The 25,126-nt window shown below is 71.9% G+C and carries 26 protein-coding genes and 1 pseudogene; 15 read left to right on the plus strand and 12 right to left on the minus strand.

What is annotated here, in order from left to right:
* Positions 1 to 36: 36 nt before the first annotated feature.
* The gene (locus ASG80_RS21970) at positions 37 to 717 is read right to left on the minus strand and encodes a YoaK family protein (protein WP_235508444.1); all 681 of its coding nucleotides are present in this window, start codon (positions 715 to 717) and stop codon (positions 37 to 39) included.
* Between the two features lie 118 nt (positions 718 to 835).
* On the opposite strand from ASG80_RS21970, the gene ASG80_RS21975 reads away from it, so the two are divergent.
* From ASG80_RS21975 to ASG80_RS21995, 5 genes are all read left to right on the plus strand, one after another.
* A complete protein-coding gene (locus ASG80_RS21975) occupies positions 836 to 1,939 on the plus strand; it encodes an acetamidase/formamidase family protein (protein WP_056734782.1) in 1,104 nt (367 codons plus the stop codon).
* A gap of 4 nt (positions 1,940 to 1,943) precedes the next feature.
* On the plus strand, positions 1,944 to 3,533 hold the full coding sequence (locus tag ASG80_RS21980) for an AtzH-like domain-containing protein (RefSeq protein ID WP_056734784.1): 1,590 nt from the start codon (positions 1,944 to 1,946) through the stop codon (positions 3,531 to 3,533).
* Between the two features lie 90 nt (positions 3,534 to 3,623).
* Positions 3,624 to 4,811, plus strand: coding sequence for an alanine--glyoxylate aminotransferase family protein (locus tag ASG80_RS21985; RefSeq protein WP_082590880.1), 1,188 nt, complete (start codon positions 3,624 to 3,626; stop codon positions 4,809 to 4,811).
* Entirely contained in the window at positions 4,811 to 6,094 is a 1,284-nt protein-coding gene (locus ASG80_RS21990; RefSeq protein ID WP_235508445.1) for an allantoate amidohydrolase, read from the plus strand. Before ASG80_RS21985 ends, ASG80_RS21990 begins: the two co-directional genes overlap by 1 nt.
* Positions 6,094 to 6,624 (plus strand): iron-sulfur cluster assembly scaffold protein, encoded by a 531-nt coding sequence (locus ASG80_RS21995; RefSeq protein ID WP_056734790.1) that lies wholly within the window; start codon positions 6,094 to 6,096, stop codon positions 6,622 to 6,624. The genes ASG80_RS21990 and ASG80_RS21995 overlap by 1 nt, the downstream gene beginning before the upstream one ends.
* On the opposite strand, the gene ASG80_RS22000 is transcribed toward ASG80_RS21995, so the two are convergent.
* Entirely contained in the window at positions 6,596 to 7,159 is a 564-nt protein-coding gene (locus tag ASG80_RS22000) for an NTP transferase domain-containing protein (protein WP_056734792.1), read from the minus strand. The genes ASG80_RS21995 and ASG80_RS22000 overlap by 29 nt on opposite strands.
* 49 nt (positions 7,160 to 7,208) lie before the next feature.
* Here ASG80_RS22000 and uraD point away from each other — a divergent pair, with 49 nt between their 5' ends.
* Together uraD and uraH are read left to right on the plus strand one after the other, a co-directional pair.
* Complete coding sequence (gene uraD, locus ASG80_RS22005; RefSeq protein WP_056734794.1) at positions 7,209 to 7,724, plus strand: 2-oxo-4-hydroxy-4-carboxy-5-ureidoimidazoline decarboxylase; 516 nt, start codon at positions 7,209 to 7,211, stop codon at positions 7,722 to 7,724.
* A complete protein-coding gene (gene uraH, locus ASG80_RS22010; RefSeq protein ID WP_056734796.1) occupies positions 7,721 to 8,059 on the plus strand; it encodes a hydroxyisourate hydrolase in 339 nt (112 codons plus the stop codon). The genes uraD and uraH overlap by 4 nt, the downstream gene beginning before the upstream one ends.
* 20 nt (positions 8,060 to 8,079) lie before the next feature.
* Here uraH and ASG80_RS22015 read toward each other — a convergent pair whose 3' ends face one another.
* From ASG80_RS22015 to allB, 3 genes are read right to left on the minus strand one after another with little or no spacing between them, the layout of a single operon-like run.
* Complete coding sequence (locus ASG80_RS22015) at positions 8,080 to 8,277, minus strand: hypothetical protein (RefSeq protein WP_056734799.1); 198 nt, start codon at positions 8,275 to 8,277, stop codon at positions 8,080 to 8,082.
* Between the two features lie 39 nt (positions 8,278 to 8,316).
* Positions 8,317 to 8,796, minus strand: coding sequence for a nucleoside deaminase (locus ASG80_RS22020; protein WP_056734801.1), 480 nt, complete (start codon positions 8,794 to 8,796; stop codon positions 8,317 to 8,319).
* Positions 8,793 to 10,151: an allantoinase AllB gene (allB, locus tag ASG80_RS22025; RefSeq protein WP_056734803.1), complete on the minus strand. Its 1,359-nt coding sequence runs from the start codon at positions 10,149 to 10,151 to the stop codon at positions 8,793 to 8,795. Before allB ends, ASG80_RS22020 begins: the two co-directional genes overlap by 4 nt.
* A gap of 108 nt (positions 10,152 to 10,259) precedes the next feature.
* Here allB and ASG80_RS22030 point away from each other — a divergent pair, with 108 nt between their 5' ends.
* The 5 genes and pseudogenes from ASG80_RS22030 to ASG80_RS22050 all read left to right on the plus strand — a co-directional run bounded on the left by ASG80_RS22030 (position 10,260) and on the right by ASG80_RS22050 (position 17,473).
* On the plus strand, positions 10,260 to 11,405 hold the full coding sequence (locus ASG80_RS22030) for an XdhC family protein (RefSeq protein ID WP_056734806.1): 1,146 nt from the start codon (positions 10,260 to 10,262) through the stop codon (positions 11,403 to 11,405).
* A gap of 120 nt (positions 11,406 to 11,525) precedes the next feature.
* Positions 11,526 to 12,329: an FAD binding domain-containing protein gene (locus ASG80_RS22035; RefSeq protein ID WP_056734807.1), complete on the plus strand. Its 804-nt coding sequence runs from the start codon at positions 11,526 to 11,528 to the stop codon at positions 12,327 to 12,329.
* The gene (locus ASG80_RS22040) at positions 12,326 to 15,127 is read left to right on the plus strand and encodes a molybdopterin-dependent oxidoreductase (protein WP_056734809.1); all 2,802 of its coding nucleotides are present in this window, start codon (positions 12,326 to 12,328) and stop codon (positions 15,125 to 15,127) included. Before ASG80_RS22035 ends, ASG80_RS22040 begins: the two co-directional genes overlap by 4 nt.
* A 44-nt stretch (positions 15,128 to 15,171) precedes the next feature.
* A pseudogene (pucL, locus tag ASG80_RS22045) lies at positions 15,172 to 16,076 on the plus strand (factor-independent urate hydroxylase).
* 5 nt (positions 16,077 to 16,081) lie between these two features.
* Positions 16,082 to 17,473 (plus strand): 8-oxoguanine deaminase, encoded by a 1,392-nt coding sequence (locus ASG80_RS22050; RefSeq protein ID WP_056734811.1) that lies wholly within the window; start codon positions 16,082 to 16,084, stop codon positions 17,471 to 17,473.
* 3 nt (positions 17,474 to 17,476) lie between these two features.
* On the opposite strand, the gene ASG80_RS22055 is transcribed toward ASG80_RS22050, so the two are convergent.
* The 5 genes from ASG80_RS22055 to ASG80_RS22075 all read right to left on the minus strand — a co-directional run bounded on the left by ASG80_RS22055 (position 17,477) and on the right by ASG80_RS22075 (position 21,724).
* Complete coding sequence (locus tag ASG80_RS22055) at positions 17,477 to 18,112, minus strand: helix-turn-helix domain-containing protein (RefSeq protein ID WP_056734813.1); 636 nt, start codon at positions 18,110 to 18,112, stop codon at positions 17,477 to 17,479.
* Position 18,113: 1 nt separating this feature from the next.
* Entirely contained in the window at positions 18,114 to 18,983 is an 870-nt protein-coding gene (locus ASG80_RS22060; RefSeq protein WP_235508446.1) for an ABC transporter permease, read from the minus strand.
* A 1-nt stretch (position 18,984) separates the two neighbouring features.
* Positions 18,985 to 19,785: an ABC transporter permease gene (locus tag ASG80_RS22065; RefSeq protein WP_056734816.1), complete on the minus strand. Its 801-nt coding sequence runs from the start codon at positions 19,783 to 19,785 to the stop codon at positions 18,985 to 18,987.
* 10 nt (positions 19,786 to 19,795) lie between these two features.
* Positions 19,796 to 20,533, minus strand: a complete 738-nt coding sequence (locus ASG80_RS22070) for an ABC transporter ATP-binding protein (protein WP_082590920.1) — start codon at positions 20,531 to 20,533, stop codon at positions 19,796 to 19,798.
* A gap of 114 nt (positions 20,534 to 20,647) precedes the next feature.
* On the minus strand, positions 20,648 to 21,724 hold the full coding sequence (locus ASG80_RS22075) for an ABC transporter substrate-binding protein (protein ID WP_056735034.1): 1,077 nt from the start codon (positions 21,722 to 21,724) through the stop codon (positions 20,648 to 20,650).
* Positions 21,725 to 22,015: 291 nt separating this feature from the next.
* Here ASG80_RS22075 and ASG80_RS22080 point away from each other — a divergent pair, with 291 nt between their 5' ends.
* From ASG80_RS22080 to ASG80_RS22090, 3 genes are all read left to right on the plus strand, one after another.
* Entirely contained in the window at positions 22,016 to 22,288 is a 273-nt protein-coding gene (locus ASG80_RS22080; protein WP_056734820.1) for a GlsB/YeaQ/YmgE family stress response membrane protein, read from the plus strand.
* A gap of 112 nt (positions 22,289 to 22,400) precedes the next feature.
* A complete protein-coding gene (locus ASG80_RS22085) occupies positions 22,401 to 22,694 on the plus strand; it encodes a DUF6412 domain-containing protein (RefSeq protein WP_056734823.1) in 294 nt (97 codons plus the stop codon).
* A gap of 112 nt (positions 22,695 to 22,806) precedes the next feature.
* Positions 22,807 to 23,619, plus strand: coding sequence for a membrane protein insertase YidC (locus tag ASG80_RS22090; protein WP_056735036.1), 813 nt, complete (start codon positions 22,807 to 22,809; stop codon positions 23,617 to 23,619).
* Positions 23,620 to 23,661: 42 nt separating this feature from the next.
* Here the strand turns inward: ASG80_RS22090 and ASG80_RS22095 are convergent, their stop codons facing one another.
* Complete coding sequence (locus tag ASG80_RS22095) at positions 23,662 to 24,393, minus strand: glutamine amidotransferase (protein ID WP_056734825.1); 732 nt, start codon at positions 24,391 to 24,393, stop codon at positions 23,662 to 23,664.
* Complete coding sequence (locus tag ASG80_RS22100; protein WP_056734827.1) at positions 24,390 to 25,097, minus strand: LysR family transcriptional regulator substrate-binding protein; 708 nt, start codon at positions 25,095 to 25,097, stop codon at positions 24,390 to 24,392. Before ASG80_RS22100 ends, ASG80_RS22095 begins: the two co-directional genes overlap by 4 nt.
* Between the last annotated feature and the right edge of the window lie 29 nt (positions 25,098 to 25,126).

Consider the following 25,126-nt stretch of genomic DNA (forward strand, 5'->3'; position numbering starts at 1 on the left):
TGGCGTCGGACATGCTGTCCTCCCCACTCGGTCCCGTCAGTCGCGCGGACGAGCGAGATGGCCGATCACGGTGACGACGATCGTGATGACCGCGGAGAGGGCCATGCCGAGGCCGATGTGCACATTGAGCGCGAGCGCGCCGACGGCGGCGCCCGTTCCGATCAGCGCGATCGCACCGGCGCGGCGGCGCCACGGATGCGTGTCGACCCGAGCGCCGAAGACGGAGTCGGCGGCGAGGCCCGTGATCGTCGAGGTGACCACGACCGTCGTCACGTCCTTCACCGCGATGTGGCGCGCAGCGCCGGCCTGCGCGCCCATGGCGAGGCCGAGCGCCGTCGTGACCGTGAGCAGCACGGGCTCGGCGGGGTCGGCGAGCACGACCATCACGACGCCCGCCGTGAGGAGGACGAGCGCCACGATGGCGAAGACGACGGTGGTGCTGGTGCTCCATCCCGCGGCGAGGTCGCGGAGCAGGCGACCGGCCACCGCAGCCCCGACCATGAAGCCGACGAGGGCGAGCACGGGCCCCAGGATCGGCAGGCCGTCGGCGCCGGTGAGGGCCATGCCGAGGATGACGATGTTGCCGGTCATGTTGCCCGTGAAGACCCGGTCGAGGCCGAGGTAGCCGACCGCGTCGATGATGCCCGTCGAGAACGTCAACGCGAGCATGAGTCCGAGGTGGGTGCCGGCAGGGTGGCGGCGCAGGGTCGAGATCACGGGTCTCCTCGCAGGTGAAGCCCCGTATCGACGTCGTCGGCGAGCACCGGGCGGTAGGACGGTACTCTCGACCAAGGATGACATACGACGGTCACGGCTTCACGCGGACGGGTGCTGGATGGGTGGATTTCACGGGGTGCTGCAGGCGGGCTCGGGCGTCGACAGCGCAGCGACGTACCTCCCGGCCGAGCCGGCTGCGCTGAGCTGGGGACGACTGCCTGCGCGCGGCAGTTCGCCCGTGCTCACGGTCGACCCGGGCGAGGCGGTCGTCATCGATACGGTGAGCCACGAGGGCATCCTCGAGGACCAGGGTCGCGACCCGGTGGCGTACTTCGGAGGTCACCGTGTGGAGCGCGAGCACGTGCTCGACGAGGCGGTGGCGCTCGCGGCATCCGCTCACCCCCGAGACCCGGCGAAGGACGGACCCCACGTCGTCACCGGCCCGATCCGCGTGCGAGGCGCGGAGCCGGGCGACCTGCTGAAGCTCATCGTCGTCGATGTGACGCCCCGCGTGCCGTACGGCGTCATCTCGAACCGGCACGGCCGTGGTGCCCTCGCGGGGGAGTACCCGCTGCAGGCGGGCAACGTCAGCGTGTTCACGCCCATCGAGCAGGATGAGCACGGCGACTGGTTCGGCGCGCTCCCGGTCGTCGAGGGTGGAGAGCGCAGCATCCGCTTCCCGCTCGCGCCGTTCCTCGGCATCATGGGGATCGCCGTCGACGCCGACGAGCGACCCCACTCGGTGCCGCCCGGCGCGCACGGCGGCAACATCGACATCAACCTGCTCACCGAGGGGGCGTCCCTGTACCTGCCGGTGCAGGTGCCCGGAGCGCTCGCGTACGTCGGCGATCCCCACTTCGCGCAGGGCGGCGGCGAGGTCGCGCTGACCGCGCTCGAGGCGTCGCTCCGCGCGACGATCCGCTTCGAGGTGGTGCCGGCCGAGACCGCGGTGCGCGACTTCGGCGAGCTCGCAGGCCCGCTCGCCGAGACGAGCGAGTACCTCGTCCCGACGGGCCTCGACGCCGACCTCGACCTCGCGATGCAGAACTGCGTGCGCCAGGCGATCGGCCTCCTCGGGGCGCGGTACGGCATGGACCCGCATCTCGCCTACGCCTATCTCAGCGCCGCGACGGACTTCGACATCTCGCAGGTCGTCGACCTGGTGAAGGGAGTCCACGCGCGCATCCGCACGAGCGATTTCCGGGCGGTGCGAGGTGGCTGAGCGGATGCCGCAGTCTGGCGGCCACGACGTGCCGGTGCAGCTGCCCGACGGTGTGCCGGCTCCTGACGGACTCGTCGAGGCGGCGCTCGGCTACGAAGCCGCGCTCATGACAGACGACCTCGAGGCCCTCGAGGAGTACTTCGCGCCGGGACCCTCGACCATCCGTGGCGACGAGGGCGGCCTGCTCGTGGGTCGGGAGACGATCACGCGGTTCCGCGGCCGACGCGGCGGGGCGCCGAAGCGCATCATCGAGGCCCTCCACGTGCGGTCGATCGACGCCGACCATGCATGGCTCGCCGCCGTGACGGCACCCCTCACGGGCGGGCGGGGGCTGGTCAGCCAGCTCTGGGAGCGCCAGGACGGGGTGTGGCGCATCACCGCCGCGCACGTCTCCGCGCCGCCGCGCGCCCTCGACCGGCGGATCTGGCGCGTGGTCGGCGAACCGCTCGTCCGGCCGACCGCGGCCGGCCAGCTCGACGGGCACACGGTGGCCGTCAAGGACGTCTTCGCCGTCGAGGGCTTTCCGCTCGGCGCCGGGGTGCCCGCGTACCTCGCCGCCGCCGAGCCCGCGCCGCGTTCGGCGGCGAGCCTCCGCGCGTTGCAGGCCGCCGGGGCATCCGTTCGCGGCATCGCGCAGACCGACCAGTTCGCCTACAGCATCGCCGGCCGCAACTCCGCTTACGGGACGCCGCCGAACGCCGTTGTGCCCGGCGCGATCTCGGGTGGCTCGTCGAGCGGCCCGGCGGCGGCCGTCGCGATGGGTCACGCGACGATCGGACTCGCGACCGACACGGCCGGCTCGATCCGCATCCCTGCGTCGTACCAGGGACTCTGGGGCCTGCGCACGACGCACGGCGCCGTGAGCGTCGATGGGGTGCTCCCCCTCGCGCCGAGCTTCGACACGGTCGGCTGGCTCACCCGCGACGGGGAGACCCTCGCCGCCGTGACGCGTGCGAGCCTCGACACGATGGACGCGCGCACCCCGGGCGCGCGGCTCGTGACGGCGCCCGCGCTCGCAGACTCTGCGACCCCCGAGGTCGCTCGTGCCTTCGCCGTAGCGGTCGACGCCCTCGACGCCGCAGGTTCGGAGGTCGGCACGCTCGACGATCCCGCGTTCAGCACCGACGCGCTCGATGCGCTGTACGCCGCGTTCCGCACGGTGCAGGCGGCCGAGGCGTGGGCGCAGCACGGACCGTGGATCGAGGCGCACCCCGGCGCGCTCGGAGACGACATCGCCGCGCGCTTCGCGTGGGCCTCCACGATCACGGCCGAGGCGGCCGGCGAGGCGCGGGCCGCGCTCGACGGCGCCAGGGCGGCGATCGACGCGGCGCTCGGCGACACCGTGCTCGTGCTGCCCTCCGCGGCATCCGTCGCACCGTCGACCGACGCCGACGGGGCGGAGATCGAAGCCATCCGCACCGCGACGCTGCGGATGACGGCGGTCGCCGGCGCGACCGGCCGGCCCGCCGTCTCGGTGCCGGGACTCACCGCGGGCGGTGCACCGATCGGGGTGTGCTTCGTGGGGCCCCGCGCGAGCGACATCGCCCTCGTCGAACGCGCGCTCGGGTGGTCGGAGATCCTGAAACACGACTGAAACGACGGGTGCGTAAGTTGACTCCCCTGAACTCGATTCAGGAGAGTCATCATCGTCCTCGCACCGATCAATCCGCCCGCGCGTCTGCTCATGGGTCCAGGGCCCGTGAATGCCGACCCGCGCGTGCTGCGTGCGATGTCAGCCCAGCTCATCGGCCAGTACGACCCGGCGATGACCGGGTACATGAACGAGACGATGGAGCTCTATCGCGGCGTGTTCCGCACCCGTAACGCGGCGACCCTGCTCGTCGACGGCACCTCGCGGGCCGGCATCGAGGCGGCGCTGGTCTCCCTCCTCGCCCCCGGCGACCGCGTGCTCGTGCCGATCTTCGGCCGCTTCGGGCACCTGCTGGCCGAGATCGCCGCACGCGCCGGCGCCGAGGTGCACACGCGCGAGATCGAGTGGGGCGGCGTCTTCACCGCCTCCGCGATCGAGCAGGCGATCGTCGAGGTGAAGCCGGCGCTCCTCGCGGTCGTGCACGGCGACACCTCGACCACCGTGGCGCAGCCCCTCGACGAGCTCGGCGAGATCTGCGAGCGGCACGGCGTGCTGTTCTACGCGGATGTCACCGCCTCGCTCGGCGGCAACCCCTTCGAGATGGACGCCTGGGGACTGGATGCCGCGACGGCCGGGCTCCAGAAGTGCCTCGGCGGCCCGTCGGGCAGCGCACCCATCAGTCTCTCCGCGAAGGCGGTCGAGCACATCGGCGCCCGCAAGAGCATCGAGGCGGGAATCCGGGCTGAGGGCGATGCCGTGCGCGACGACCCGATCCGCTCGAACTACTTCGACCTCGCCATGATCCTCGACTACTGGGGTGAGAAGCGGCTGAACCACCACACCGAGGCGACCTCGATGCTGTACGGCGCCCGCGAGTGCGCGCGACTGCTGCTCGAGGAGGGCATGGATGCGGCGGTCGAGCGCCACCGGCTCCACGGCACGGCGATGCTCGAGGGTGTCGCAGCGATCGGGCTCGAGATCTTCGGCGACCGCGCGTATCGCATGCACAACGTCGTGGGCGTGCACATCCCCGACGGTGTCGACGGCGAGCGGGTTCGCGGTGCGTTGCTCGAGGACTTCGCGATCGAGATCGGCACGTCGTTCGGCCCGCTGCACGGCAAGATCTGGCGCATCGGCACCATGGGCTACAACGCCAGGAAGGACGCGGTGCTCACGACGCTCGCCGCGCTCGAGCAGGTGCTGCGTGCAGAGGGCCACGCACTCACGGCCGGCGCCGGCGTCGGCGCGGCCCGCGACGTCTACGCGGGGGCGATCGCATGATGCCGCGGCTCGCCCCGGAGTCGGTCGCCATTGCCGAGCGCGTGATGGACCGCTGCGACGAGCTCGGCGCGATCTCCGGGAGCCCCGACCTGCTCGAGCGCGTGCACCTTTCGCCCGAGCACCGGCGAGCGAACGACCTCGTCGCGACGTGGATGGAGGAGGCCGGCCTCGCCACGTGGCAGGACGCCGCCGGCAACCAGTGCGGCCGCCTCGAGGGTGCCGAACCCGGACTGCCGGCGCTCTTGATCGGCTCGCACCTCGACACGGTGCGCGACGCCGGCCGCTACGACGGCATGCTCGGCGTGCTGCTCGCCATCGAGGTCGCGGCACGGATCGCGCGCCGCGACGTGGCGCTCCCGTTCGCGCTCGAGGTCGTCGGATTCACCGACGAGGAGGGCACCCGGTTCGGCAACGCGCTGCTCGGCAGCCGCGCGCTCGCGGGCGGCTTCGACCCCGCCTGGTGGGACCTCAGCGACCGCGACGGCCTCAGCCTCCGCGAGGCATTCGTCGACTTCGGGCTCGACCCTGCACGCATCCACGGCGCCGCCCGGCCGCCGGACTCGCTCGTCGGCTACCTCGAGGCGCACATCGAGCAGGGGCCGTACCTCGAGGACGCGGATCGCGCCCTCGGCGTGGTCTCCTCCATCGCGGGCGCCAGGCGCTTCGAGCTCACGATGACGGGTGTCGCCGGTCACGCGGGCGGCACGCCCTACGACCGCCGACGCGATGCGCTCGTCGGCGCGAGCGACCTCGTCGTCGAGATCGAGTCCGTCGGGCGCGCCGCGGGCGTGATCGCCACCGTCGGCCGCCTCCAGGCCTTCCCCGGCGGGATCAACGTGATCCCCGGTCGGGTCGAGTTCAGCCTCGACCTCCGCGCGGAGTTCGACCGCGACCGCGATCACGCGCTCGCCGAGATCCGCAGGCGCGCGCACGAGATCGCCGAGCGCCGCGGGCTCCGCTTCGAATCGAGGGAGATCTACCGTGCCGACGCGACGCCGTGCGCCCCGTGGCTGCGGGAGGCGATCGCGAGCGGCATCCGTCGCACCGGCGACGAGGAGCCCATGATCCTCTGGAGCCGCGCCGGGCACGACGGGATGGCCGTGAGCGCCGTCACCGACATCGCGATGCTCTTCGTCCGCTGCGGCAAGGGGGGCATCAGCCACCACCCCGACGAGACGGTCGAGATGCGGGATGTCGCGTTCGCCCTCGACGCCTTCGAGGACGCCGTGTCCGCCGTCGCCGAGCGGGTGCAGGCCGAGCCCGAGCGCCTCGGCGCCGCGTGATGGAGCGGAGCCTGCGCGAGGCGATCATCCTCGACTACGCCCGCCGCCGGCCCGGCTACGGCTTCGAGGGCTTCGCGCAGGACGAGCGCGCCGCCGCCGGCGCGAGTGAAGCGACGACGACGACGCGCGCCGTGCATCGGCGCAATCCGTTGTGCGGCGACGAGGTCGAGGTACGAGTCGAGCTCGTCACTGGCGAACGCCCGGGGGTCGTGCGCCTGCGCTGGGAGGGCCGCGGATGCACCCTGTCCCAGGCCTCGGCGGCGATGCTCGCGGCACGAGCCGACGGCACGCCCGTCGCCGAGCTCCGCCGGCTCTCGCACGAGGTCCGCGAGCTCATCTCGGCTCCGGCCGGCGATGATGTCGAAGACGAGGATGTCGCAGTCGACGAGACCGAGGACGTCGCGGCGCTCGCCGGCATGGGCCGCATGCCGCTCCGCGCGCGCTGCGCTGCGCTCGCGTGGGATGCCCTCGACGAGGCGATCGCGCCTTCGGCCGGCTCGGTCAGCGATCCCGGTCGAGGCCCGCGCTGAGGTCTCCGCACTCGACCGCGACGGCACCATGCCGCAGGAGGTACGCCCCCGCCCCCGCATCGCCCGAGACGCTGCGCGCGACCGCAGGCCAGTGCGCGCGTCCGATGAGCACCGGATGCCCCTGGCGCCCGTCGAACACGGCCCGTGCGAGCGCGGCGGGCAGGTCGGGCCCCGCGCGTTCGACCACCCGGCGGCCGACGGCGGCCGGCAGTCCGGGCAGGTCGACGAGGCTGACGAGCACGGCCTCTGCGCCGGTGCCGGCGGCGAACTCCAGCCCGGCGCGCAGCGACGCCGACACTCCGTCCGCCCAGTCGGCGGCCACCACGACCCCGGCGTCGGCGGGGACGAGCGCGCGCGCCGAATCGGCCGACGCCCCGAGCACGACCACGACGTCGCCGCAGCCCGTCTCGCGGAGCATCCGGCATCCTTCAGCCACCCAGGGCACCCCCGAGTCGTCGCGCACCAACGCCTTCGGGCGGCCCATTCGCGTGCCCGCGCCCGCCGCGAGGAGCACGCCGAGCAGCCCATTCGTCATGGCTACAGTTAACCGGGAGCCGCAGGGCGCGGCAGGCGAGGAGCCGCGAGTGAGCGAGCAGACCGAGGGCAGCGAGCGATTCCGAGACGAGCTGCGGGCGTGCCTGCACGTCGCGCGCTGGGTCGAGGAAGTGGCGGATGCCGCGCCGTACGCGTCGCTCGACGACCTCCTCGCCGTGGCATCCGACGCGGCCACCCCGCTCACGCCCGCCGAGATCGACGAAGCCCTCGCGAGCCACCCGCGCATCGGCGACAAGCCCGCGGGCGAGGGCGCCGCCGCGCGGTTCTCCCGGACGGAGCAGTCCTCCGCCGACGCCGAGGACCCCGAGCTCGCCACAGCGATCGCGAGCGGCAACCGCGCCTACGAGGAGCGGTTCGGGCGCGTCTTCCTCATCCGCGCGGCCGGTCGTTCGCGGGCGGAGATCCTCGCCGAGCTCACCCGTCGGCTCGAGCTCGACGACGCGAGCGAGCTCGTCGTCGTCGGCGAGCAGCTGCGCGAGATCACGCTGCTCCGGCTCGAGCGGCTCTACGCGGACGCCGCGACGCCGATCGGAGCCGCCGCGTGAGCGCGCCGAGCCACGTCACGAGCCACGTGCTCGACGCCGCGAGCGGCCGGCCGGCCCCGGGCGTCCCCGTGCGGCTGGAGGCGCTCGCCGACGCGGGATGGTCGCCCATCGGGGCGGCCGTGACCGACGCCGACGGCCGGGCGTCGCAACTCGGGCCCGAGGCGCTCGCGGAGGGCGTCTACCGGGTCGTGTTCGACACGGGCGCGTACTTCGGCGACCGCCCGACGTTCTACCCCGAGGTCGTCATCGTGTTCGAGCTGGCCGCGGCATCCGAGCACTATCACATCCCGCTGCTGCTCAGCCCGTTCGCCTACTCGACCTATCGGGGCAGCTGAGCGGCGAGCGTGGTCGGCGCCTAGCGAGGACCACGGCGTCGCCGGGCGAAGGCGACACCCAGCAGGACCAGGCCGACGATCGCCACGATCGGTCCGAGGATCGCCCACAGGGTGACGCCGCTCATCGGCGAGCCGGGCAGGACATTGAGACCCTGCAGTGTGAAGACCACTCCGAGGAGGGTCAGCACTGCACCGAGGCCGACCATGAGCCAGTTCATCGGGTTCCTCCCATCCGAGACAGGTCCCATTCTCTCGTACTAGTAGTCGACGCGGTCGCGCTTCGCCATCCACGCCTCGAACGGGGCCGCGGCGTCGGCCGGGCGCAGCTCCTCTACCGCGGTCTCCCACGTCGCGCGATCCCGGGCGAACAGCTCGTAGAACTCCAGGTCATCGAACCCGCCGTGCGCCGCGTCCGAACGGTCGGCCGCATAGACGACGCGGTCGAGCCGCGCCCAGAGCGACGCGGAGAGGCAGAGGGGGCACGGCTCGCACGAGGTGTAGAGCGTCGCGCCCGCGAGCGAGAAGTCGCCCGTCGCGGCGCAGGCCGCACGAATCGCGCACACTTCCGCGTGCGCCGTCGGGTCGAGGTCGCGCGTGACCCGGTTCTGGCCCGTCGCGAGGAGCTCGCCGCCCCGCACGATGACGGCGCCGAACGGCCCGCCGCCTGCATCGACGTTCGCGACCGCGAGATCGATCGCGCGTTCGATCCAGGCGAGGTCGGTGTCGTGGTGGGTCATGTCGCACTCCGTTCATCGGTCGGCTCGAGGAGTCTGCCCCGCGGTTCGGCGTCGATCGACTCGCCGCGCAACCAGGTGCGCGTGACCACGCCGCTGAGCTCGACGCCCGCGAACGCGGAGACGGGGTTCTTGTGGGCCAGTGCAGACGGCACGACGGTGAAGGCGGAGCCGGGCGCGAAGGCGACGAGGTCGGCGTCGGCACCGAGCACGATGCGGCCCTTTCGAGTGAGGCCTGCGAAGTCGGCGGGCGCCGTCGACATCCAGCCGAGCACCCGCTCGAGGCCGATGCCGCGACGGGTTGCCTCGGTCCACACGTTCGCCAGGCCGAGCTGGAGTCCGGAGATCCCGCCCCATGCTCGTGCGAAGTCGCCGTCGAACCCGAGTTTCAACTCGGCCGTCGCCGGGGAGTGGTCGGAGACGACGAGATCGATGACCCCGTCGAGGAGGCCCCGCCAGAGCAACTCTCGATTGCCCTCGTCGCGGATCGGGGGGCAGCACTTGAACTGCGTGGCACCATCGGGGATGTGCTCGGCGTCGAGCGTGAGGTAGTGCGGGCAGGTCTCGACCGTGAGCCTGATGCCCTCGGACTTCGCTTCGGCGATGAGCGGCAGCGCGGCGGCCGAGGACAGGTGCAGGATGTGCGCGCGTCCGCCCGTCGCACGAATGCCGTCGATGACCCGACGGATGGCGACGAGTTCCGCCTCGGGCGGTCGGGAGTCGACGAACCGCGCGTAGCTGCGGCCGCCGTCGTTCTCGTGCGTGCTGAGTACCGAGGGGTCCTCCGCGTGCACGATGAGCAGTCCGTCGAAGGCGGCGAGCTCCTCGAGGGCGGCCGTGAGCCCGTCGGCGTCGAGATGCGGGAACTCGTCGACGCCAGACGGCGCGAGGAAGCACTTGAATCCGAAGACTCCGGCGTCATGCAGCTCTCGGAGGCCGCCGAGGTTGCCGGGCACGGCGCCGCCCCAGAATCCGACGTCGATGACGGCCTGCGACGCTGCCGAGGCGCGCTTCACCGCGAGCGCTGCGGGATCGATCGTGGGCGGGATGCTGTTCAGGGGCATGTCGACGATCGTGGTCACCCCGCCCGCCGCGGCCGCGCGGGTGGCCGAGGCGAAGCCCTCCCACGCGGTGCGACCGGGCTCGTTGACGTGCACGTGCGTGTCGACGAGGCCGGGGATCAGGCGCTCGCCGCAGTCGAGCGCGACCCGCGTCGCAGTGGCCAGCGCGGCGCCGAGCGGCTCGATCGCCGCGATCGCGCCGTCGCGGATCCCGACCGTCGCGGGCCTCCACGCCCCGTCGATGAACGCGGTGTCGGCGTCGACGACGACGTCGAAGTGATCGTCGATTCCAGTCATGCTTCCTCCGCGGGGAACATAACAGCGCCCCGTTTCCGGCTCGTTGCGGGCGGCATGACGACCCGCGCGCCCGACGTAGGATCGACAGATCGAAATCAGGGAGGGACCGTGCTCGAGCTGTCCGCGGAGATCAGCACGCGACTGGCGCGCGGTGAGCGGTTCGCGCTCGCGACGGTCACGGCGGTGTCCGGTTCGGCCCCGCGGGACCCGGGCGCCTCGATGATCGTCGATGCAGACGGGCGGGTCACCGGCAGCGTGTCGGGCGGATGCGTCGAGGGAGCCGTCTTCGAACTCTGCGAGCGTGTGCTCGCCGGATCCGGGGTGGAGCGCGGCCGGTTCGGCATCGAGGACGAGAGCGCGTTCGCGGTCGGACTCAGTTGCGGTGGCGAGATCGACGTGTTCGTCCAGCCCGCGGACCCGACGCTCCTGAGTGCCGAGCCGTTCGACCGGGCGCTGGCCGGCGCGTCGAGCGGCCTGGCGACACTCGTTGCGGGCCCGTCCCGGATGCTCGGCCGTGTCGTCGTGCCAGGTGCCCCGGACGGCTTCCGCGTCGGCGCCCTCGACGACGGCGAGCTCGCGCGAGCGGGTGTGCACGGCGTCTCAGCGGCTCGCATCGAGGCCGAACTCGACCGCCGCATCCGATCGGGCCGCTCAGGGCTCGTGCGCTTCGAGTGCGACGGCGACGATCTCGTCTTCTTCTGCGAGAGCCGGCTCGCTCCGCCGCGCATGGTGATCTTCGGCGCGGTCGCCTTCGCCCAGGCGCTCTCGGCGGCTGCGGCGCTGCTCGGCTACCGCGTGAGCGTGTGCGACCCGCGCATCCCGTTCGCCACGCCCGAGCGGTTCCCGGCCGCGCACGAGGTCGTCGCCGAGTGGCCGAGCGACTACCTCGCCCGCCTCGACGTCGACGAGCGCACGGTCGTCTGCGTGCTGGGCCACGACGCGAAGACGGATGTCCCGCTGCTCGCCCTCGCCCTCTCCCTCCCGGTCGCGTACGTCGGTGCGCTCGGCTCGCGTCGCACGCATGAGGAGCGGATCCGGATGCTCCGCGACGCAGGCGTGGGCGACGGCGGACTCTCCCGCCTCCACTCGCCCATCGGCCTCGACCTCGGCGCCGCGACCCCCGAGGAGACCGCGGTGTCGATCCTCGCCGAGGTGATCGCCGCCCGAACAGGACGCGACGCACGCCCGCTCGGCGAGACCTCCGGCCCGATCCATGCCGGCGCCGATCGCGAGGCCGCGCCCACGCCGTCGTAGGTCCGGGTACTCCGGAGCGCGCGCGACGGGCGACATGTCGTGCTCGTGTCGTCGATGTTCATCTGGGAAACATCGCTGTCATGTCGATTCGGTTCACTGGACGCCGGAAGGGGAATCGACATGGATCTCGACACGATCACCGGCTACCGGTACGCACGTTCGCGCGATGACCTCGTTCTCGGCGCGACGGAGCGGTTCGTGGCCGGCGGCACGTGGATGTTCTCCGAGCCACAGCTCGACGCGACGGGGCTCGTCGACCTCACGACCATGGACTGGCCGGCACTCGAGGTCGGCGACCACGGCCTCCGCATCGGCGCGACGTGCACGATCGCCGAACTCGCCGCGATGCCCGAGCACGAGCGCTGGACGGCGCATCCGCTCTTCTTCCAGTGCGCGACGGCCCTGCTCGCGTCGTTCAAGGTGTGGAACGTCGCCACCGTCGGCGGGAACATCTGCTGTTCGTTCGCCGCGGGTGCGATGGTCTCGCTCGCGGTCGCCCTCGACGGGGTCGCCGTCGTGTGGACGGCAGACGACGGTGAGGTCCGGATGCCGGTGGAGCAGTTCGTGACCGGCAACGGCACCAACTCGCTCGCGCCCGGCGATGTGCTGCGGGCCGTCGAGCTCCCCGACTACGCCCTGTGCGCACGCACCGGCTACCGCAAGATCGCGCTCGCCGAGCTCGGCCGTTCGGGCGCCGTGCTGACCGGGCGCGTGGACGAGGACGGCCGGTCGGTGTTCGGCATCACGGCGGCGACGTGGCGGCCGACGGTGTTGCGGTACGACGAGCTCCCGGATGCGGCGACGCTCCTGGCAGACGCGGCATCCGCAGACGGCTACTACACCGATCCGCTCGGCACCGCCGACTGGCGACGCGAGGTGAGCGGCGTGCTCCTCGAGGAGATCAGGCAGGAGCTCGCCGCATGAGGTTCAGCGTCAACGGACAGGAGCGGGAGGCCGCGCCGCGGCCCGGCCAGTGCCTGCGCACGCTCCTTCGCGAGCACGAGCACTTCGAGGTGAAGAAGGGATGCGACGCGGGCGACTGCGGCGCCTGCTCGGTGCTCGTCGACGGCACGCCGGTGCACTCGTGCATCTATCCCGCGCAGCGTGTCGAGGGACACGCCGTGACGACGGTCGCAGGTCTCGGCACCCCCGACGAGCTGCACCCCATGCAGGAGGCGTTCGTCGACCACTTCGGCTTCCAGTGCGGCTTCTGCACCGCCGGAATGGTCGTGACGGCCTCGACGCTGGGCAAGGCGCAGCTGGGCGACCTGCCCAGGCTCATGAAGGGCAACCTCTGCCGCTGCACGGGCTATCGCAGCATCCGGGACTCGATCACGGCGGGCGCGACGGCTCAGGCGCGCCCGCGCGGCGCACGCAACCTCGGGTCCACTGACTCCGAGCACCCATCGGTCTCGCTCGTGGGCCGTTCGATCGAACCGCCCGCGGCCCGCCGCGTGGTGACCGGGACCGAGCCGTACACGTTCGACACCGCGATGCCCGGCGCGCTGCACCTCCGCGTGCTCGGGTCCCCGCACGCCCACGCGCGGATCCGTGCGATCGACACGAGCGCCGCGCTCGAGGTGGAAGGCGTCGAGCTCGTGCTCACGCACGAGGACGTCCCGGCCGCCCGCTTCTCGACCGGCCGCCACCAACACCGCACGGACGACCCCGACGACACGCGGGTGCTCGACGACGTCGTGCGGTTCGTCGGCCAGCGCGTGGCGGCCGTCGCCGCGACGACGGCTGCCGCTGCCGAGGAGGCATGCCGGCGCATCCGGGTCGTCTACGACGTGCTGCCCGCGGTCTTCGACCCCGAGGAGGCCCGCACCCCCGGCGCCCCGCTCCTGCATCCCGGCCGGACACCCGAGGATCGGGTCGACGAGGCCGGCCGCAACGTGATCGCCGCGCTCCACGCCGGATTCGGCGGCGACATCGACCGGGCGCTCGCGGCGTCCGACGTCACCGTCGCGGGCACGTGGCGCACCCAGCGCATCAGCCACGCCCAGCTCGAGACGCACGGTTCGCTCGGCTGGCTGGACGAGGACGGACGCCTCGTGCTGCGGACGAGCTCGCAGGTGCCGTTCCTCACGCGCGACGAGCTCTGCCGTCTGCTCGACCTGCCGCAGGAGCGCGTGCGCGTGTTCACCGCCCGCGTCGGCGGCGGCTTCGGCGGGAAGCAGGAGCTCCTCACCGAGGATCTCGTGGCGCTCACGGTGCTCCGCACCGGCCGGCCGGCGGTGTACGAGCTGAGCCGCACCGAAGAGTTCGTGCGCACCACCGTGCGGCACCCCATGCGTGTCGCCGTCGCGCTCGGCGCATCGCGCGACGGTCGTCTCACCGCCATGAGACTCGACGTGCTGAGCGACACCGGCGCGTACGGCAACCACTCGCGGGGCGTGCTGTTCCACGGATGCTCCGAGTCCATGAGCCTCTACACGAGCCCAGTGAAGCGGATCGACGCCGAGGTCGTCTACACGAACCACACACCGTCGGGTGCGTTCCGCGGCTACGGTCTCGGCCAGGTCGGCTTCGCGGTCGAGTCGGCGATGGACGAGCTCGCCATCGAGCTCGGCTTCGACCCGTTCGAGTTGCGCCGGATCAACGCGATCGGTGCGGGCGACGTGCCCCTCGGGTGGCACGGCGAGCCCGAGGCCGACGTGACGCCCGGCAGCTACGGACTCGACCAGTGCCTCGACCTCGCCCAGGAGGCGTTGCGCCGGGGCAACGGCGTCGAGCCGCCAGCGGGTGAGCACTGGCGCGTCGGCGAGGGCATGGCGGCGTCGATGATCGCCACGATGGCGCCGCGTGGCCACATCGCGAAGACGACGGTCACCCTGGGCCCCGACGGCACCTACGTGCTCGGCGTCGGCACGAGCGAGTTCGGCAACGGCACCACGACCGTGCACACGCAGATCGTCGCCACCGATCTCGCCACGTCCGTCGGCCGCATCCGCCTGCACAACTCGGACACCGACGGCGCAGTCTACGACACCGGCGCGTTCGCGTCGGCGGGCACGACCGTCGCGGGCAAGGCGCTGCATTCGGCCGCGCTCGCGCTCCGCGGCATCCTCCTCGACACGGCCGCCGAGCTCACGGGCGCGGATGCCGCGGAATGCATGCTCGGCTCCCACGGCGTGCTCGCAGGACGGCGACTCGTGTCGTTCCGCGAGCTCATCGCCGCCGCGCCGTCGGAGTACCGCCACGGCGACGGGCTCCGGACGTTCGGCGCCGAGTTCGGCGACCGGCGATCCCTCGCGTTCAACGTGCACGCGTTCCGAGTGGCCGTCGACGAGCGCACGGGCGTGGTGCGCATCCTGCAGTCCGTGCAGAGCGCGGATGCCGGCACCGTGATGAACCCCGAGCAGTGCCGCGGCCAGGTCGAGGGCGGCGCGGCCCAGGCCATCGGCGGCGCCCTCTACGAGGAGGTCATGGTCGGCGACGACGGACGCATCCGGTCGCCGGCCTTCCGGCTCTACCGGGTGCCGCAGATGGCCGACATCCCCGACACCGAGGTGCTCTTCGCCGAGACGAGCGACGAGCTCGGCCCGTTCGGGGCCAAGTCCATGAGCGAGAGCCCGTACAACCCCGTCGCGGCCGCACTCGGCAACGCGATCCGCCGCGCCATCGGCGCGCGCCCGTACGAGACCCCCTTCTCACGTGACCGCGTGTGGCGGGTCGCGAGCGAGGCCGCGGCATCCGCCGAGCGGGTCATTGCCGCCTGATCGCGGCGCGGACGAGACCGGACAGCCAAGAGAAGGAGCAGCAGATGGCCATCATCCTCGGAGAGAACCAGTACGGAAAGGCGGAGAACCGCGTGGTGCGGATCTCCCGGGAATCGCCTCGGCACGAGATCCACGACGTGAACGTCTCCACCGCCCTTCGAGGCGACTTCGCTGCCGCGCACCTCGTCGGCGACCAGTCGAGCGTGCTGCCGACCGACACCCAGAAGCAGACGGCGTATGCCTTCGCGAAGGAGCGGGGCCTCGTCTCGATCGAGGACTACGGGCTCGAGCTCGCCCGTCATTTCGTCGACGACGTGCCGCCGGTCGACGCCGCTCGCATCGAGATCGAGGAGTACGCGTGGGAGCGGGTGCTCGTCGACGGCGCCGAGCACGACCACACGTGGGTGCGGAAGGGCCAGGAGGTGCGCACCGCCTCGGTCACCGTCGAGGGGACGGGAGACGCGCAGCGCACCTGGATCACTGGCGGACTCAAGGACCTCGTCATCCTGAAGTCCACCGGCTCGGAGTTCCACGGCTTCTACGAGGACGAGTACACGGTGCTCCAGCCCACCACGGATCGCGTGATGGCGACGTCCCTCGTCGCGAGATGGCGCTTCACGACGACCGACGCCGACTGGAACGAGATCTATGCGGGCGTGAAGGCGCTGCTCGTGCGCAGTTCGCCGTCGTGCACTCGCTCGCGCTGCAGCAGACGCTCTACGAGATGGGCAAGGCCGTGCTCGAGGCGTTCGACATCGTCGCCGAGGTGCGCCTGTCCGCGCCGAACAAGCACCACTTCGTCTACGACCTCGCGCGCTTCGGCATCGACAACGACAACGAGGTGTTCCACGCCGACGACCGGCCGTACGGACTCATCCAGGCGACCGTCACGCGTGACGACGCGCCCGATGCCGGCCCGGCGTGGCACCAGTACACCGGACTCGTCTGACCACGGTGCAGCTCGATCCGGCGAACCGCGCTGCGTCCCGACGCACCGTGATCGACGGCGCCTACGTCGCCACGGTCGACGCGCACGACACCGAGCACGCCGTCGGCCACGTGGTGATCGACGGCACGCGGATCACGGCGGTGGGCTCCGGCATGGCGCCGAGGGACGTGCTCGAGGGTGCCGCCGACCGGATCGACGGACGCGGGCACCTGCTCACGCCCGGGCTCGTCAACACCCACCATCACCTGTACCAGTGGCTCACCCGCGGCGTCGCCCAGGACTCGATCCTCTTCGACTGGCTCGTGGCGCTCTACCCCTCGTGGTCGCGGATCGACGCCGGCCTCGTCGGCGCGGGTGCCGCCGGCGCGCTCGCCGTGCTCGCCCGGTCCGGCTGCACGACCGTGGGCGACCACCACTACGTCTTCCCGCGGGGCTCGGGCGATCTCGTGGGCGCGATCGTGGAAGCGGCAGCCGACATCGGCGTGCGGCTGCACGCGACGCGCGGGTCGATGGACCTCGGTCGGAGCCGGGGCGGCCTGCCGCCGGACTTCGCGGTCGAGACGACGGATGCCGCGCTCGACGCGAGCCGCACCGCCGTCGAGGCGTACCACGACCCCTCGAGGGACTCGATGGTGCGCGTCGCGATCGCGCCGTGCTCGCCGTTCTCCGTGACGCCCGACCTCCTCCGCGAGTCCGCAGTGCTCGCGAGGACGCTCGGCGTGCGCCTGCATACGCACGGGGCCGAGACGGTGGAAGAGGAGGAGTACTGCGTCGAACGGTTCGGCCTGTCGCCCACCCGGTACCTCGAGGGCCTCGGATGGCTCGGGCGCGACGTGTGGATGGCGCACTGCGTGCACCTCGACGACGATGCGATCACGCGATTCGCGCAGACGGGAACCGGTGTGGCGCACTGTCCGTCGTCGAACGCCCGGCTCGCAGCGGGGATCGCGCCGATCGCGGCGCTCCTGCGTGCCGGTGTTCCCGTGGGCCTCGGCGTCGACGGCGCCGCCTCGAACGAATCGGGTCAGCTCGGAACGGAGATCCGACAGGCCGTGCTCCTCGGTCGGCTTCGCACGGGCGCCGATTCGCTGAGCGTCCGGCATGCGCTGAGGATGGCGACGGTCGGAGGCGCCCGAGTGCTCGGCCGGGATTCCGAGCTCGGCTCGATCGAGCCGGGCAAGCTCGCCGACCTCGCGCTCTGGCGCATCGACGGCGTCGAGCATGCCAGCATCGCCGATCCCGTCGCGGCGCTCGGGCTCGCCTCGCTGCCGCCGCTCAGCCGCCTCCTCGTCGGGGGGCGCACCGTCGTCGACGACGGCGAGGTCACCAGGGTCGATGAGCGCCTCGTCGCGGAGGCGTCGGCGCGCGCGAGTCGGGAGCTGGCCGAACGGACCTGATGCTCAGGAGGGGCGCGCCCCTGCCGGCCGGCCGGCGCCGAACCCGCGCGGCCGCTCCTTGACGACGAACAGCCGGTAGCCGCCTACCTCCGACCACCACCGGTGGCGGACCCCGCCCGCGTAGTAGACGGAGTCGCCGGTCTCGAGCAACTCGAGCCGCCCGTCGAGGTCGACGACGACCGGGCCCGAGGTCACGTAGAGGAACTCGTCCTCTGCATGCTCGTAGTATTCGCCGGGCGAATCGTTGTCGGACGTGTACTCCAGCGGGTGGAACGGCCGGTCGCTGTGGGCGAGCAGGCGCGCACTGCCCTCCGCGAAGCCTGCGACACCGGGCGCCGCATCGCCCGCGCGCCGCACCTCGACCGCCGGCGGATCTGTCGTGGGATCGGCCGTGACTTCGGCCGCCGCGACGAGCTCGATCGGGCTCGTGCCCAGCGCCACGGCGATGCGCCTGAGCGAGGAGAGGCTCGGCTGCGCGAGCCCGCGCTCGAGTTGGCTGAGGAACGGGTGCGAGAGATCGGTGCGCTCGGCGAGCTGCACGAGGGTGTCCCCCCTGCTGCGTCGGAGTCGGCGGATGTGCGTGCCGAGGCGGAGCGCTGCGGCATCCGTCTCCGACGTCGACTGTTCTCTCGTCGGCACGTCAGGCGCGCTTGTCGGGGTGCATGCCCATGCGCGCGAGCACGACGTTCTCGGCGATCTGCACGACGTTGTAGAGCACGAGCGACACCGCGGTGACCACGACGACCGACGTCCACAACGCGGAGAACTGCGCCTGGGCGATGTACCCGCCGACGGCGCCGCCGATACCCTCGCCCGTTGCGAGCCACTCCGCGAGGAGTGCGCCGGTGATGGCGCCGGGCACCGAGATGCGCACGGCGGCGAAGAACGACGGCGACGACGAGGGGAGGGCGACCTTTCGGAGCGCGGTCCACGGAGTGCCGCCGTAGACCGTGACGACGTCGTGCATCTGCGGGGAGGCCGACTTCAGGCCGAATGCGATGCTGACGAGCGCCGGGAACAGCACGACGATGCCGCCGATCACGGCCACGCTCCAGGCGTCGCGACCGAAGATCATGATGATGACCGGCGCCATCGCGACGAGGGGCACCGATCGCAGCAGCATCGCGACGGGCATGAGTGCGTGTTCGATCCCCTTCGAGAGCTGGAAGACGATCGCGCCGACGAGGGCGACCGTGAGTCCGGCGACGAACCCGATGAGGGCGTCGCCGAGCGTGACGACGAGGTTGCCGCCGATCTCCGCGCGGTTGGCCGCCGCGTCGGGGACGGTGAACAGGTAGTTCCAGACGTCCACCGGACCCTTGGCGATGTACGGCGAGACGTCGAAGACCCAGAGCACGCCGACCCACAGCACGATCACCGAGACGATCGTCACGAGGAAGGTGATGACGCTCGTGCCGAGTGCGCGGAGCACGGATCGCATCGACTCGGCGCGCACCTCCCTGCGGAGCTCGACGACGGCGTTGAGCTGGGTCATGGTGGTGACCGCCATCTCAGTCGCTCCTTCCGCGCGACCACGGCGCGACGGCACGGGCGACGAGCCCCACGAGCGCGAAGCCGAGGAGGGCGACGGCGCCGCACACGAGCGCGATGCCCCACACCCGGGCCGCGTCGAGGCCCTGCTGCGCCGCGATCATCGCCGGCCCCACGCCGAGCTCGACCTTGCCGAAGAACTCGCCGAGCACGGCGCCGAGGAATGCCGCAGGCACCGCGATCTGCAGGGCGTTCAGGATGTGCGGCAGGGCCGCGATGACCCGCACCTTCACGAGTTGCGTGAGCCGCGAGCCGCCGTAGACGGTGACGAGGTCGAGACTCGCCGTGTCCGCCGCCTTGAGGCCGAGGAGGGAGCCGACCACCGTCGTGAAGAAGACGCTGAGCGCGGCGAGGAAGACCGCGGTGCCCGAGGGCTGGCCTGCGGCGGGTGCCCCGATGATGATGAGTGCGAGCGGTCCGATCGCGACGATGGGCACGCAGTACGTGATGATCGCGAGCTGCATGACGGCTCCCTCGAGGCGCGGCACGAGCAGCACGATCGCCGTGAGGAGGAGGGCGATGCCGTTGCCCCACAGGTAGCCCTGCGCCGCCTCGACGAGCGTCACCGAGAAGTTGCGCCAGTAGAACTCGAAGCCGCTCTCGGCGAATCCGGCGATGACCTCGGGCGGCGTGGGGACAGCGCGGTTCGCACCCGCCCCCGTGTTGGAGAACACCGTGAGCGCGCTGATCCACCAGATGGCGATGAGCGCGGCGCCGCCGAGCACGCCGGTCGCCCATGGCGGCAGTCGATACGTCTTCACTCCGTGCTCCTCAGTGTTCGTCGACGGCCGCGCCGCCCTGCCCGAAGAGCAGCTCGGAGGCGTGGTCGACGTAGGCGTGGAACTCGGGGGTGCGCTGCATCTCGGGCGTGCGCGGGCGGGGAAGGTCGATGTCGATGACCTCCTTCACCCGGCCAGGTCGCGGACTCATGACCGCGACCTGGTCGGAGAGGAAGATCGCCTCGGAGATGCCGTGCGTGACGAGCAGCGTCGTCGCCGGCTTCTCGGTCCAGATGCGCAGCAGCTCGAGGTTCAGCTTCTGGCGCGTCATGTCGTCGAGTGCCCCGAACGGCTCGTCGAACAGCAGGACCGAGGGCTTGAGGATCAGGGAACGGGCGATCGAGGCTCGCTGGCGCATGCCGCCGGACAGCTGAGCCGGCTTCGCCTTCTCGAACCCCTTGAGCCCGACGAGATCGATCATCTCCCGCACGTAGTCGTGGTCGACCGGCACGCCGGCCACCTCGAACGGCAGGCGTATGTTGGCGAGCACGCTTCGCCACGGCAGGAGCGCCGAGTCCTGGAACGCGATGCCGAGCTCGTTGGCCGCGCGCAGCTCCTTCGGGTTCTTGCCGTCGACACGCGTCGTGCCGCTCGACGGGTCTTCGAGTCCGGCGAGGATCCGCAGGATGGTCGATTTGCCGCACCCGGACGGACCCAGCAGCGACAGGAAGCTCCCCTGCTCGGTGTGCAGGTTCGCGTCCTGGAGCGCGACGACGCTGCGCCGTCCCATCGTGAACACCTTGTTCAGGCCGGTGATCTGCAGGCCGGTGCCCAGGGACTGCTCCTGGACACCGGCCGTCTGCTCGTACGTCACGTTCCCGTGTTCCTCACGTGTTCCGTTCGACTACTTCATGTACTCGATGAGCTCGGGGTGCTCCTCGTACACCTCGGCCAGGAGGCTGAGGTCGAAGAGGTCGTCGACGCTCACGTCGATGCCGGCACCCGCGAGGCTGTCGATCGTCTCGGACTGGAGCGCGTCGGAGATGGTGAAGAGCCCGTTCGCGACGGTGTCGTCGGAGACGACGAGCTCCTCCGCCTGCTTCACCGCACCGGCGATCGAGTTCTCGGGGTTCAGGTCCAGGTCCTTGCCGTACTCCTCGACGGCGAGCCGCGAACCCTCCTCGGGGTCGTTCACCGCGTCGGTCCAGCCGAGGATCTCGGCGTAGAGGAACGCCTTGAGCTTCTCGCGGTCGCTCGCGATCGCCTCGTCGGTGACCGTGAACGTCTCCGCGACGAAGGGGAGGCCGTTGTCGGCGAACGGCAGGTCGACCGTCTCGTTCCCCGCGGCGGCGACCGTGATCGACTCGTTCGTGAGGTAGGCGACGAATCCGTCGACCTCGCCGTTCGTGAGCGGCGCGGGGTCGTACTGCACGGGCACGATGGTGAGCTCGGATTCGTCGATGCCGTTCGCAGCGAGGAGCGCCAGGAACAGGCTGGTGTTCGAGTCCTGCACGCCGATCTTCTTGCCCTTGAGGTCCTCGGGCGTGGCGATGTTGCCACCGTCCTTCAGGGAGAGGATGGTGAAGGGGTTCTTCTGGTAGGTGGTTCCGATGATCTTCACCGGGGCCTGCTCGTTCGCGACCGCGGCGCCGGTCGAGACGGCATCGCTCAAGGCGACATCGGCACTGCCCGACACGAGCTCGGCCACGCCGGTCGACGGACCTGGCACGAGGTTCACCGACGAGAACCCGGCTTCCTCGAAATAGCCCTCGGAGTCGGCGAAGAACTCGCCCGAGAACTCCTCGTTCTTGATCCATGACAGCTGCAGCGTGAGCTCGCCGAGGTCGGCGCTCGCCGCATCACCCTCTGCGGCGGACGAGCCGCCGGAGGCGCAGGCGGCAAGGGTCACGGCCGCGGCGGCGGCGAGGGCGGCGGCGCCGATGCGGCGGGCGCGTCGGGTGCCGGGGGATCGGAATGACATGTGATCGGTCTCCACTCTTCGGATGAGGTGGCGGAGCGCCGTCGAACCGGCTGCGGTGCGGATCCGGTTCGCGCAGCGCAGCGCAGGAAGGGGTGCTTCCCCGCGACCATAGGAGATGTAGATTTCACGAACATGCCGCCACGTTTCACCCGCGTGAACGAAATGCGCGGAGGGGGCCCGCATCGCCGTGACCGACCTCATGCGGCAGGGCGCGAATACCGGGCGCGGCAAGGGGTTGCGGCGATCACTCAGGCATGGTTTCGTGAGGCACCCCAATTCGAAGGAGCGCGCATGGGTTTCATCGCATTTCTCATCCTCGGGCTGCTCGCCGGCGTGATCGCCAAGCTGATCCTGCCCGGCAAGCAGGGCGGTGGGTGGTTCGTCACGCTGCTGCTCGGCGTCGTCGGCGCACTGCTCGGCGGCTGGATCGGCAGCCTGCTGTTCAACGTCGGACTCGATCAGTTCTGGGACCTGAGCACCTGGCTGCTCGCCATCGGCGGCTCGATCATCGTGCTGCTCATCTGGGGTCTCATCACGCGGGGCAGCCGTCGAAGCACCACCTGAACCAACGCAACGCATCGAGCGGATGGCGCGACGTCGCGTCATCCGCTCGATCGCGTTCAGGGCGCGGTGCTAGCGTGAGCCTGTCGACCGGTAGCGAGCGAAGGGAGCGGACGTGTTCGAGCCGTTCATCGCCCTGCTCCGCTTCGTGCAGGCGGCCCTCGAGCTCGCGGTCGCCGCCGACGCGCAGGTGGGCGTGCTCCTCGTCGCGGCGCTCGGCGCCGCGGCCGTCGCCATCGTCGTGACGACGTGGCGTGCCGTCCCGGTGCTGGTCGCCGCCGATCGGAGCGGCGCGTCCACGCGGCTGCGGCAGACCGCCGACCCGGGGCGGCTCCTCGCGCAGAGCGACCCCGACGCGGCCGGACGCCCGCGGCCGAGGGCACCCGGACGCGGCATCCCGGCCGCGTAGCGACTCGCGACCCGACGGCACTCGACGCCTCGCACGACGAGGCGTGCCGGTCGACGGTTGCGCCCTTCGCGGCCAGACGGATCCCGCATCCCTCGACCGCAAGGACACGCTCATGGACCTCTATGCTTTCCCACCCCTCGCCGCCCTGCTCGACGGCGCGCACGCCCTGCTCATGGGGCTCGCCGACGTGCTCCAACCGCTCGCCGGCACATCGAGCGCCGCCGCGGCCGTCGTACTCGTCACGCTGCTCGTGCGTACCGCGCTCATCCCCGTCGGCATCTCCCAGGCGAAGGCCGAGCGCACCAGGGCCCGGCTCGCCCCACGGCTCGCCGAGCTCCGCCGACGCCACGCGAACGACCCGGAGCGCCTCCAGCGCGAGACGATGGCGCTGTATGCCGCCGACGGCACCTCGCCGTTCGCCGGATGCCTGCCGCTCCTGATCCAGGCGCCGATCGTCGGCGTGATCTACGCCCTCTTCATCCTGCCCACCATCGCGGGGCACCCGAACGCGCTCCTCGAGCAGACCCTGTTCGGCGTGCCGCTCGGGTCGAGCCTCGCAGGGTCGATCGCGGCGGGCACGCTCACGCCCGGTGCGCTCGCGGTGTTCGGCGTGGTGATCGTGTCGATCGCGCTCGTCGGCGAGCTCACGCGGCGGGCGTTCCGGCCGCGGCCGGCCGGCGATGCTGCGCCCGCGTCGGCGGCGACTCGTTCGGCGGATGCCGCGAAGTCGCCGGATCCCGCCGCGCTCCTCGGCTCCGCCGCGATGGTGCGCATGCTCGGCCTCCTGCAGTTCCTCACCGCGGTGGTCGCCGTGTTCGTGCCGCTCGCCGCCGCGCTGTACCTGCTCGTGACCGTCGCGTGGACCCTCGGGCAGCGTCTCGTGCTCCGGCGCACGTTTCCGCTGCCGCCGGCGTTGCCCGCGTGAGCGTGCCCGCCGGGCCGCGCCGGCCGCGCCGGGCCGCGCGGCTCAGGCGTCGGCGAGCTCGGCGAAGCGCCGAAGCATCCGCTGCGGCTCCGTGACGGATGCCGCGGCGAGCCGCTCGCTCACCGCGTGCAGCTCGCTCGCCGGGAAGTACCCGTGGTGTCGGTACACCTCCGCGCGGGCGATGAAGTCGCTCGCGGACACCTCGGGGTGGAATTGCGTCGCATACACGTGGCGGCCGATGCGGTACACCTGCACGGGGCATCGGGCGGATGACGCGAGCAGCACGGCGTCGACCGGCAGCCGCTCGGTCGCCTCCTTGTGGCCGACGAGCGCGTCGAAGCGCTCGGGCAGCACGCCCACGAGCGGGTCGGCGACGCCGTCGGCGGTGAGGGTGATCTCGACCGCGGCGGTCGGCTCGCCGCACCGCGTGCCGACCGTGCCGCCGAGCACGCGGGTGAGCACGCCGATGCCGTAGCACGTGAAGAGCAGCGGGTGGTCGCGCTCGACGGCTGCCTCGGCCAGCCGGGCGAGGTCGGCCTCGACCCGGCGCTGCACCGGGTGCTTCTGGTCCTCGGGCGTGACGACGTTGTACGGGCTGCCGCCCACGACCACTCCGGCCACGTCCTCGAGTCGCAGGTCGTCGAGCGGCTCCACGTCGAGCCGCACGTGCTCGAGGCGCGCGGCGTCGACGCCGAGGGCGCGGCGCACCGACTCGTACTCGGGTCCGACCGCCTCGACCTCGGGCCGCGCCGAGAGGAACAGGAACGGCTTCATCGGGCGCGTCCGCCGCGCTTGCGGGTCGTTCGACCCGTTCGAGCGGATGCCCCGCGCCCCGCGCCGCGGCCTCGGCCGCCGGCCTTCGTGCCCTTTCCGCCCGCGGCGCTCTTCGCACTCTTCGAAGCGGGTGCCGCCTTCGCCGCCGCCTCTGCCTCTGCCTCCGCCGCCTCCCCGCGCGAGCTCCGGGTCGTGCGGCCTCGCACGACACCCACGAACTCCTGGATGTCGGCATCGTCGCGGTCGACGCGCCAGACGAGCGCGATGCGGGTGGTCGGGGCATCCGTCAGCGGGATCGCGACGACGTCGCGACGGTGATGCAGTCGGGCGACGCCGTGCGGCAGGATCGCGTAGCCGGTGCCCGCGGCGACCAGCTCGACCGTCACGGCCGCGTCGGGTTGCAGCGGCGCCATCGGCGCACCGGCGAGGTCGGCGAGCGTGAGCGACTCCGCCTCGGCGAGCGCGTGGTCCTTCGACAGCACGGCCACGGCCACCTCCTCCCAGAGCGGGATCTCGTGAAGGCCGTCGGCGTCGACGGGCAGGCGCACGAACGCGACATCCGCCCCGCCGTCGAGCAGCTCGGCGAGCTGCTCGACCTGCTCGACGCGTGCCGCCTCGATGGGCAGGTCGGGCCGGCGTTCGGCCCAGACGCGCAGCCACTTCGCGGGACTCACCCCCGCGACATAGCGGAGCCTCAGCGTCACGGCGCCCCCGTCCCAGTTGCGGCCGCTCG

The sequence above is a fragment of the Agromyces sp. Soil535 genome, from assembly GCF_001428255.1.
Classification (GTDB): Bacteria; Actinomycetota; Actinomycetes; order Actinomycetales; family Microbacteriaceae; genus Agromyces.

Bases quoted from the DNA above. Each gene is read 5' to 3' on its own strand.
- ASG80_RS21975 (WP_056734782.1), top strand. From the start codon at position 836: ATGGGTGGATTTCACGGGGTGCTGCAGGCGGGCTCGGGCGTCGACAGC.
- ASG80_RS21980 (WP_056734784.1), top strand. From the start codon at position 1,944: ATGCCGCAGTCTGGCGGCCACGACGTGCCGGTGCAGCTGCCCGACGGT.
- ASG80_RS21985 (WP_082590880.1), top strand. From the start codon at position 3,624: ATGGGTCCAGGGCCCGTGAATGCCGACCCGCGCGTGCTGCGTGCGATG.
- ASG80_RS21990 (WP_235508445.1), top strand. From the start codon at position 4,811: ATGCCGCGGCTCGCCCCGGAGTCGGTCGCCATTGCCGAGCGCGTGATG.
- ASG80_RS21995 (WP_056734790.1), top strand. From the start codon at position 6,094: ATGGAGCGGAGCCTGCGCGAGGCGATCATCCTCGACTACGCCCGCCGC.
- ASG80_RS22000 (WP_056734792.1), bottom strand. From the start codon at position 7,159: ATGACGAATGGGCTGCTCGGCGTGCTCCTCGCGGCGGGCGCGGGCACG.
- ASG80_RS22015 (WP_056734799.1), bottom strand. From the start codon at position 8,277: ATGAACTGGCTCATGGTCGGCCTCGGTGCAGTGCTGACCCTCCTCGGA.
- ASG80_RS22020 (WP_056734801.1), bottom strand. From the start codon at position 8,796: ATGACCCACCACGACACCGACCTCGCCTGGATCGAACGCGCGATCGAT.
- allB (WP_056734803.1), bottom strand. From the start codon at position 10,151: ATGACTGGAATCGACGATCACTTCGACGTCGTCGTCGACGCCGACACC.
- ASG80_RS22035 (WP_056734807.1), top strand. From the start codon at position 11,526: ATGGATCTCGACACGATCACCGGCTACCGGTACGCACGTTCGCGCGAT.
- ASG80_RS22040 (WP_056734809.1), top strand. From the start codon at position 12,326: ATGAGGTTCAGCGTCAACGGACAGGAGCGGGAGGCCGCGCCGCGGCCC.
- ASG80_RS22060 (WP_235508446.1), bottom strand. From the start codon at position 18,983: ATGGCGGTCACCACCATGACCCAGCTCAACGCCGTCGTCGAGCTCCGC.
- ASG80_RS22070 (WP_082590920.1), bottom strand. From the start codon at position 20,533: ATGGGACGGCGCAGCGTCGTCGCGCTCCAGGACGCGAACCTGCACACC.
- ASG80_RS22075 (WP_056735034.1), bottom strand. From the start codon at position 21,724: ATGTCATTCCGATCCCCCGGCACCCGACGCGCCCGCCGCATCGGCGCC.
- ASG80_RS22080 (WP_056734820.1), top strand. From the start codon at position 22,016: ATGGGTTTCATCGCATTTCTCATCCTCGGGCTGCTCGCCGGCGTGATC.
- ASG80_RS22090 (WP_056735036.1), top strand. From the start codon at position 22,807: ATGGACCTCTATGCTTTCCCACCCCTCGCCGCCCTGCTCGACGGCGCG.
- ASG80_RS22095 (WP_056734825.1), bottom strand. From the start codon at position 24,393: ATGAAGCCGTTCCTGTTCCTCTCGGCGCGGCCCGAGGTCGAGGCGGTC.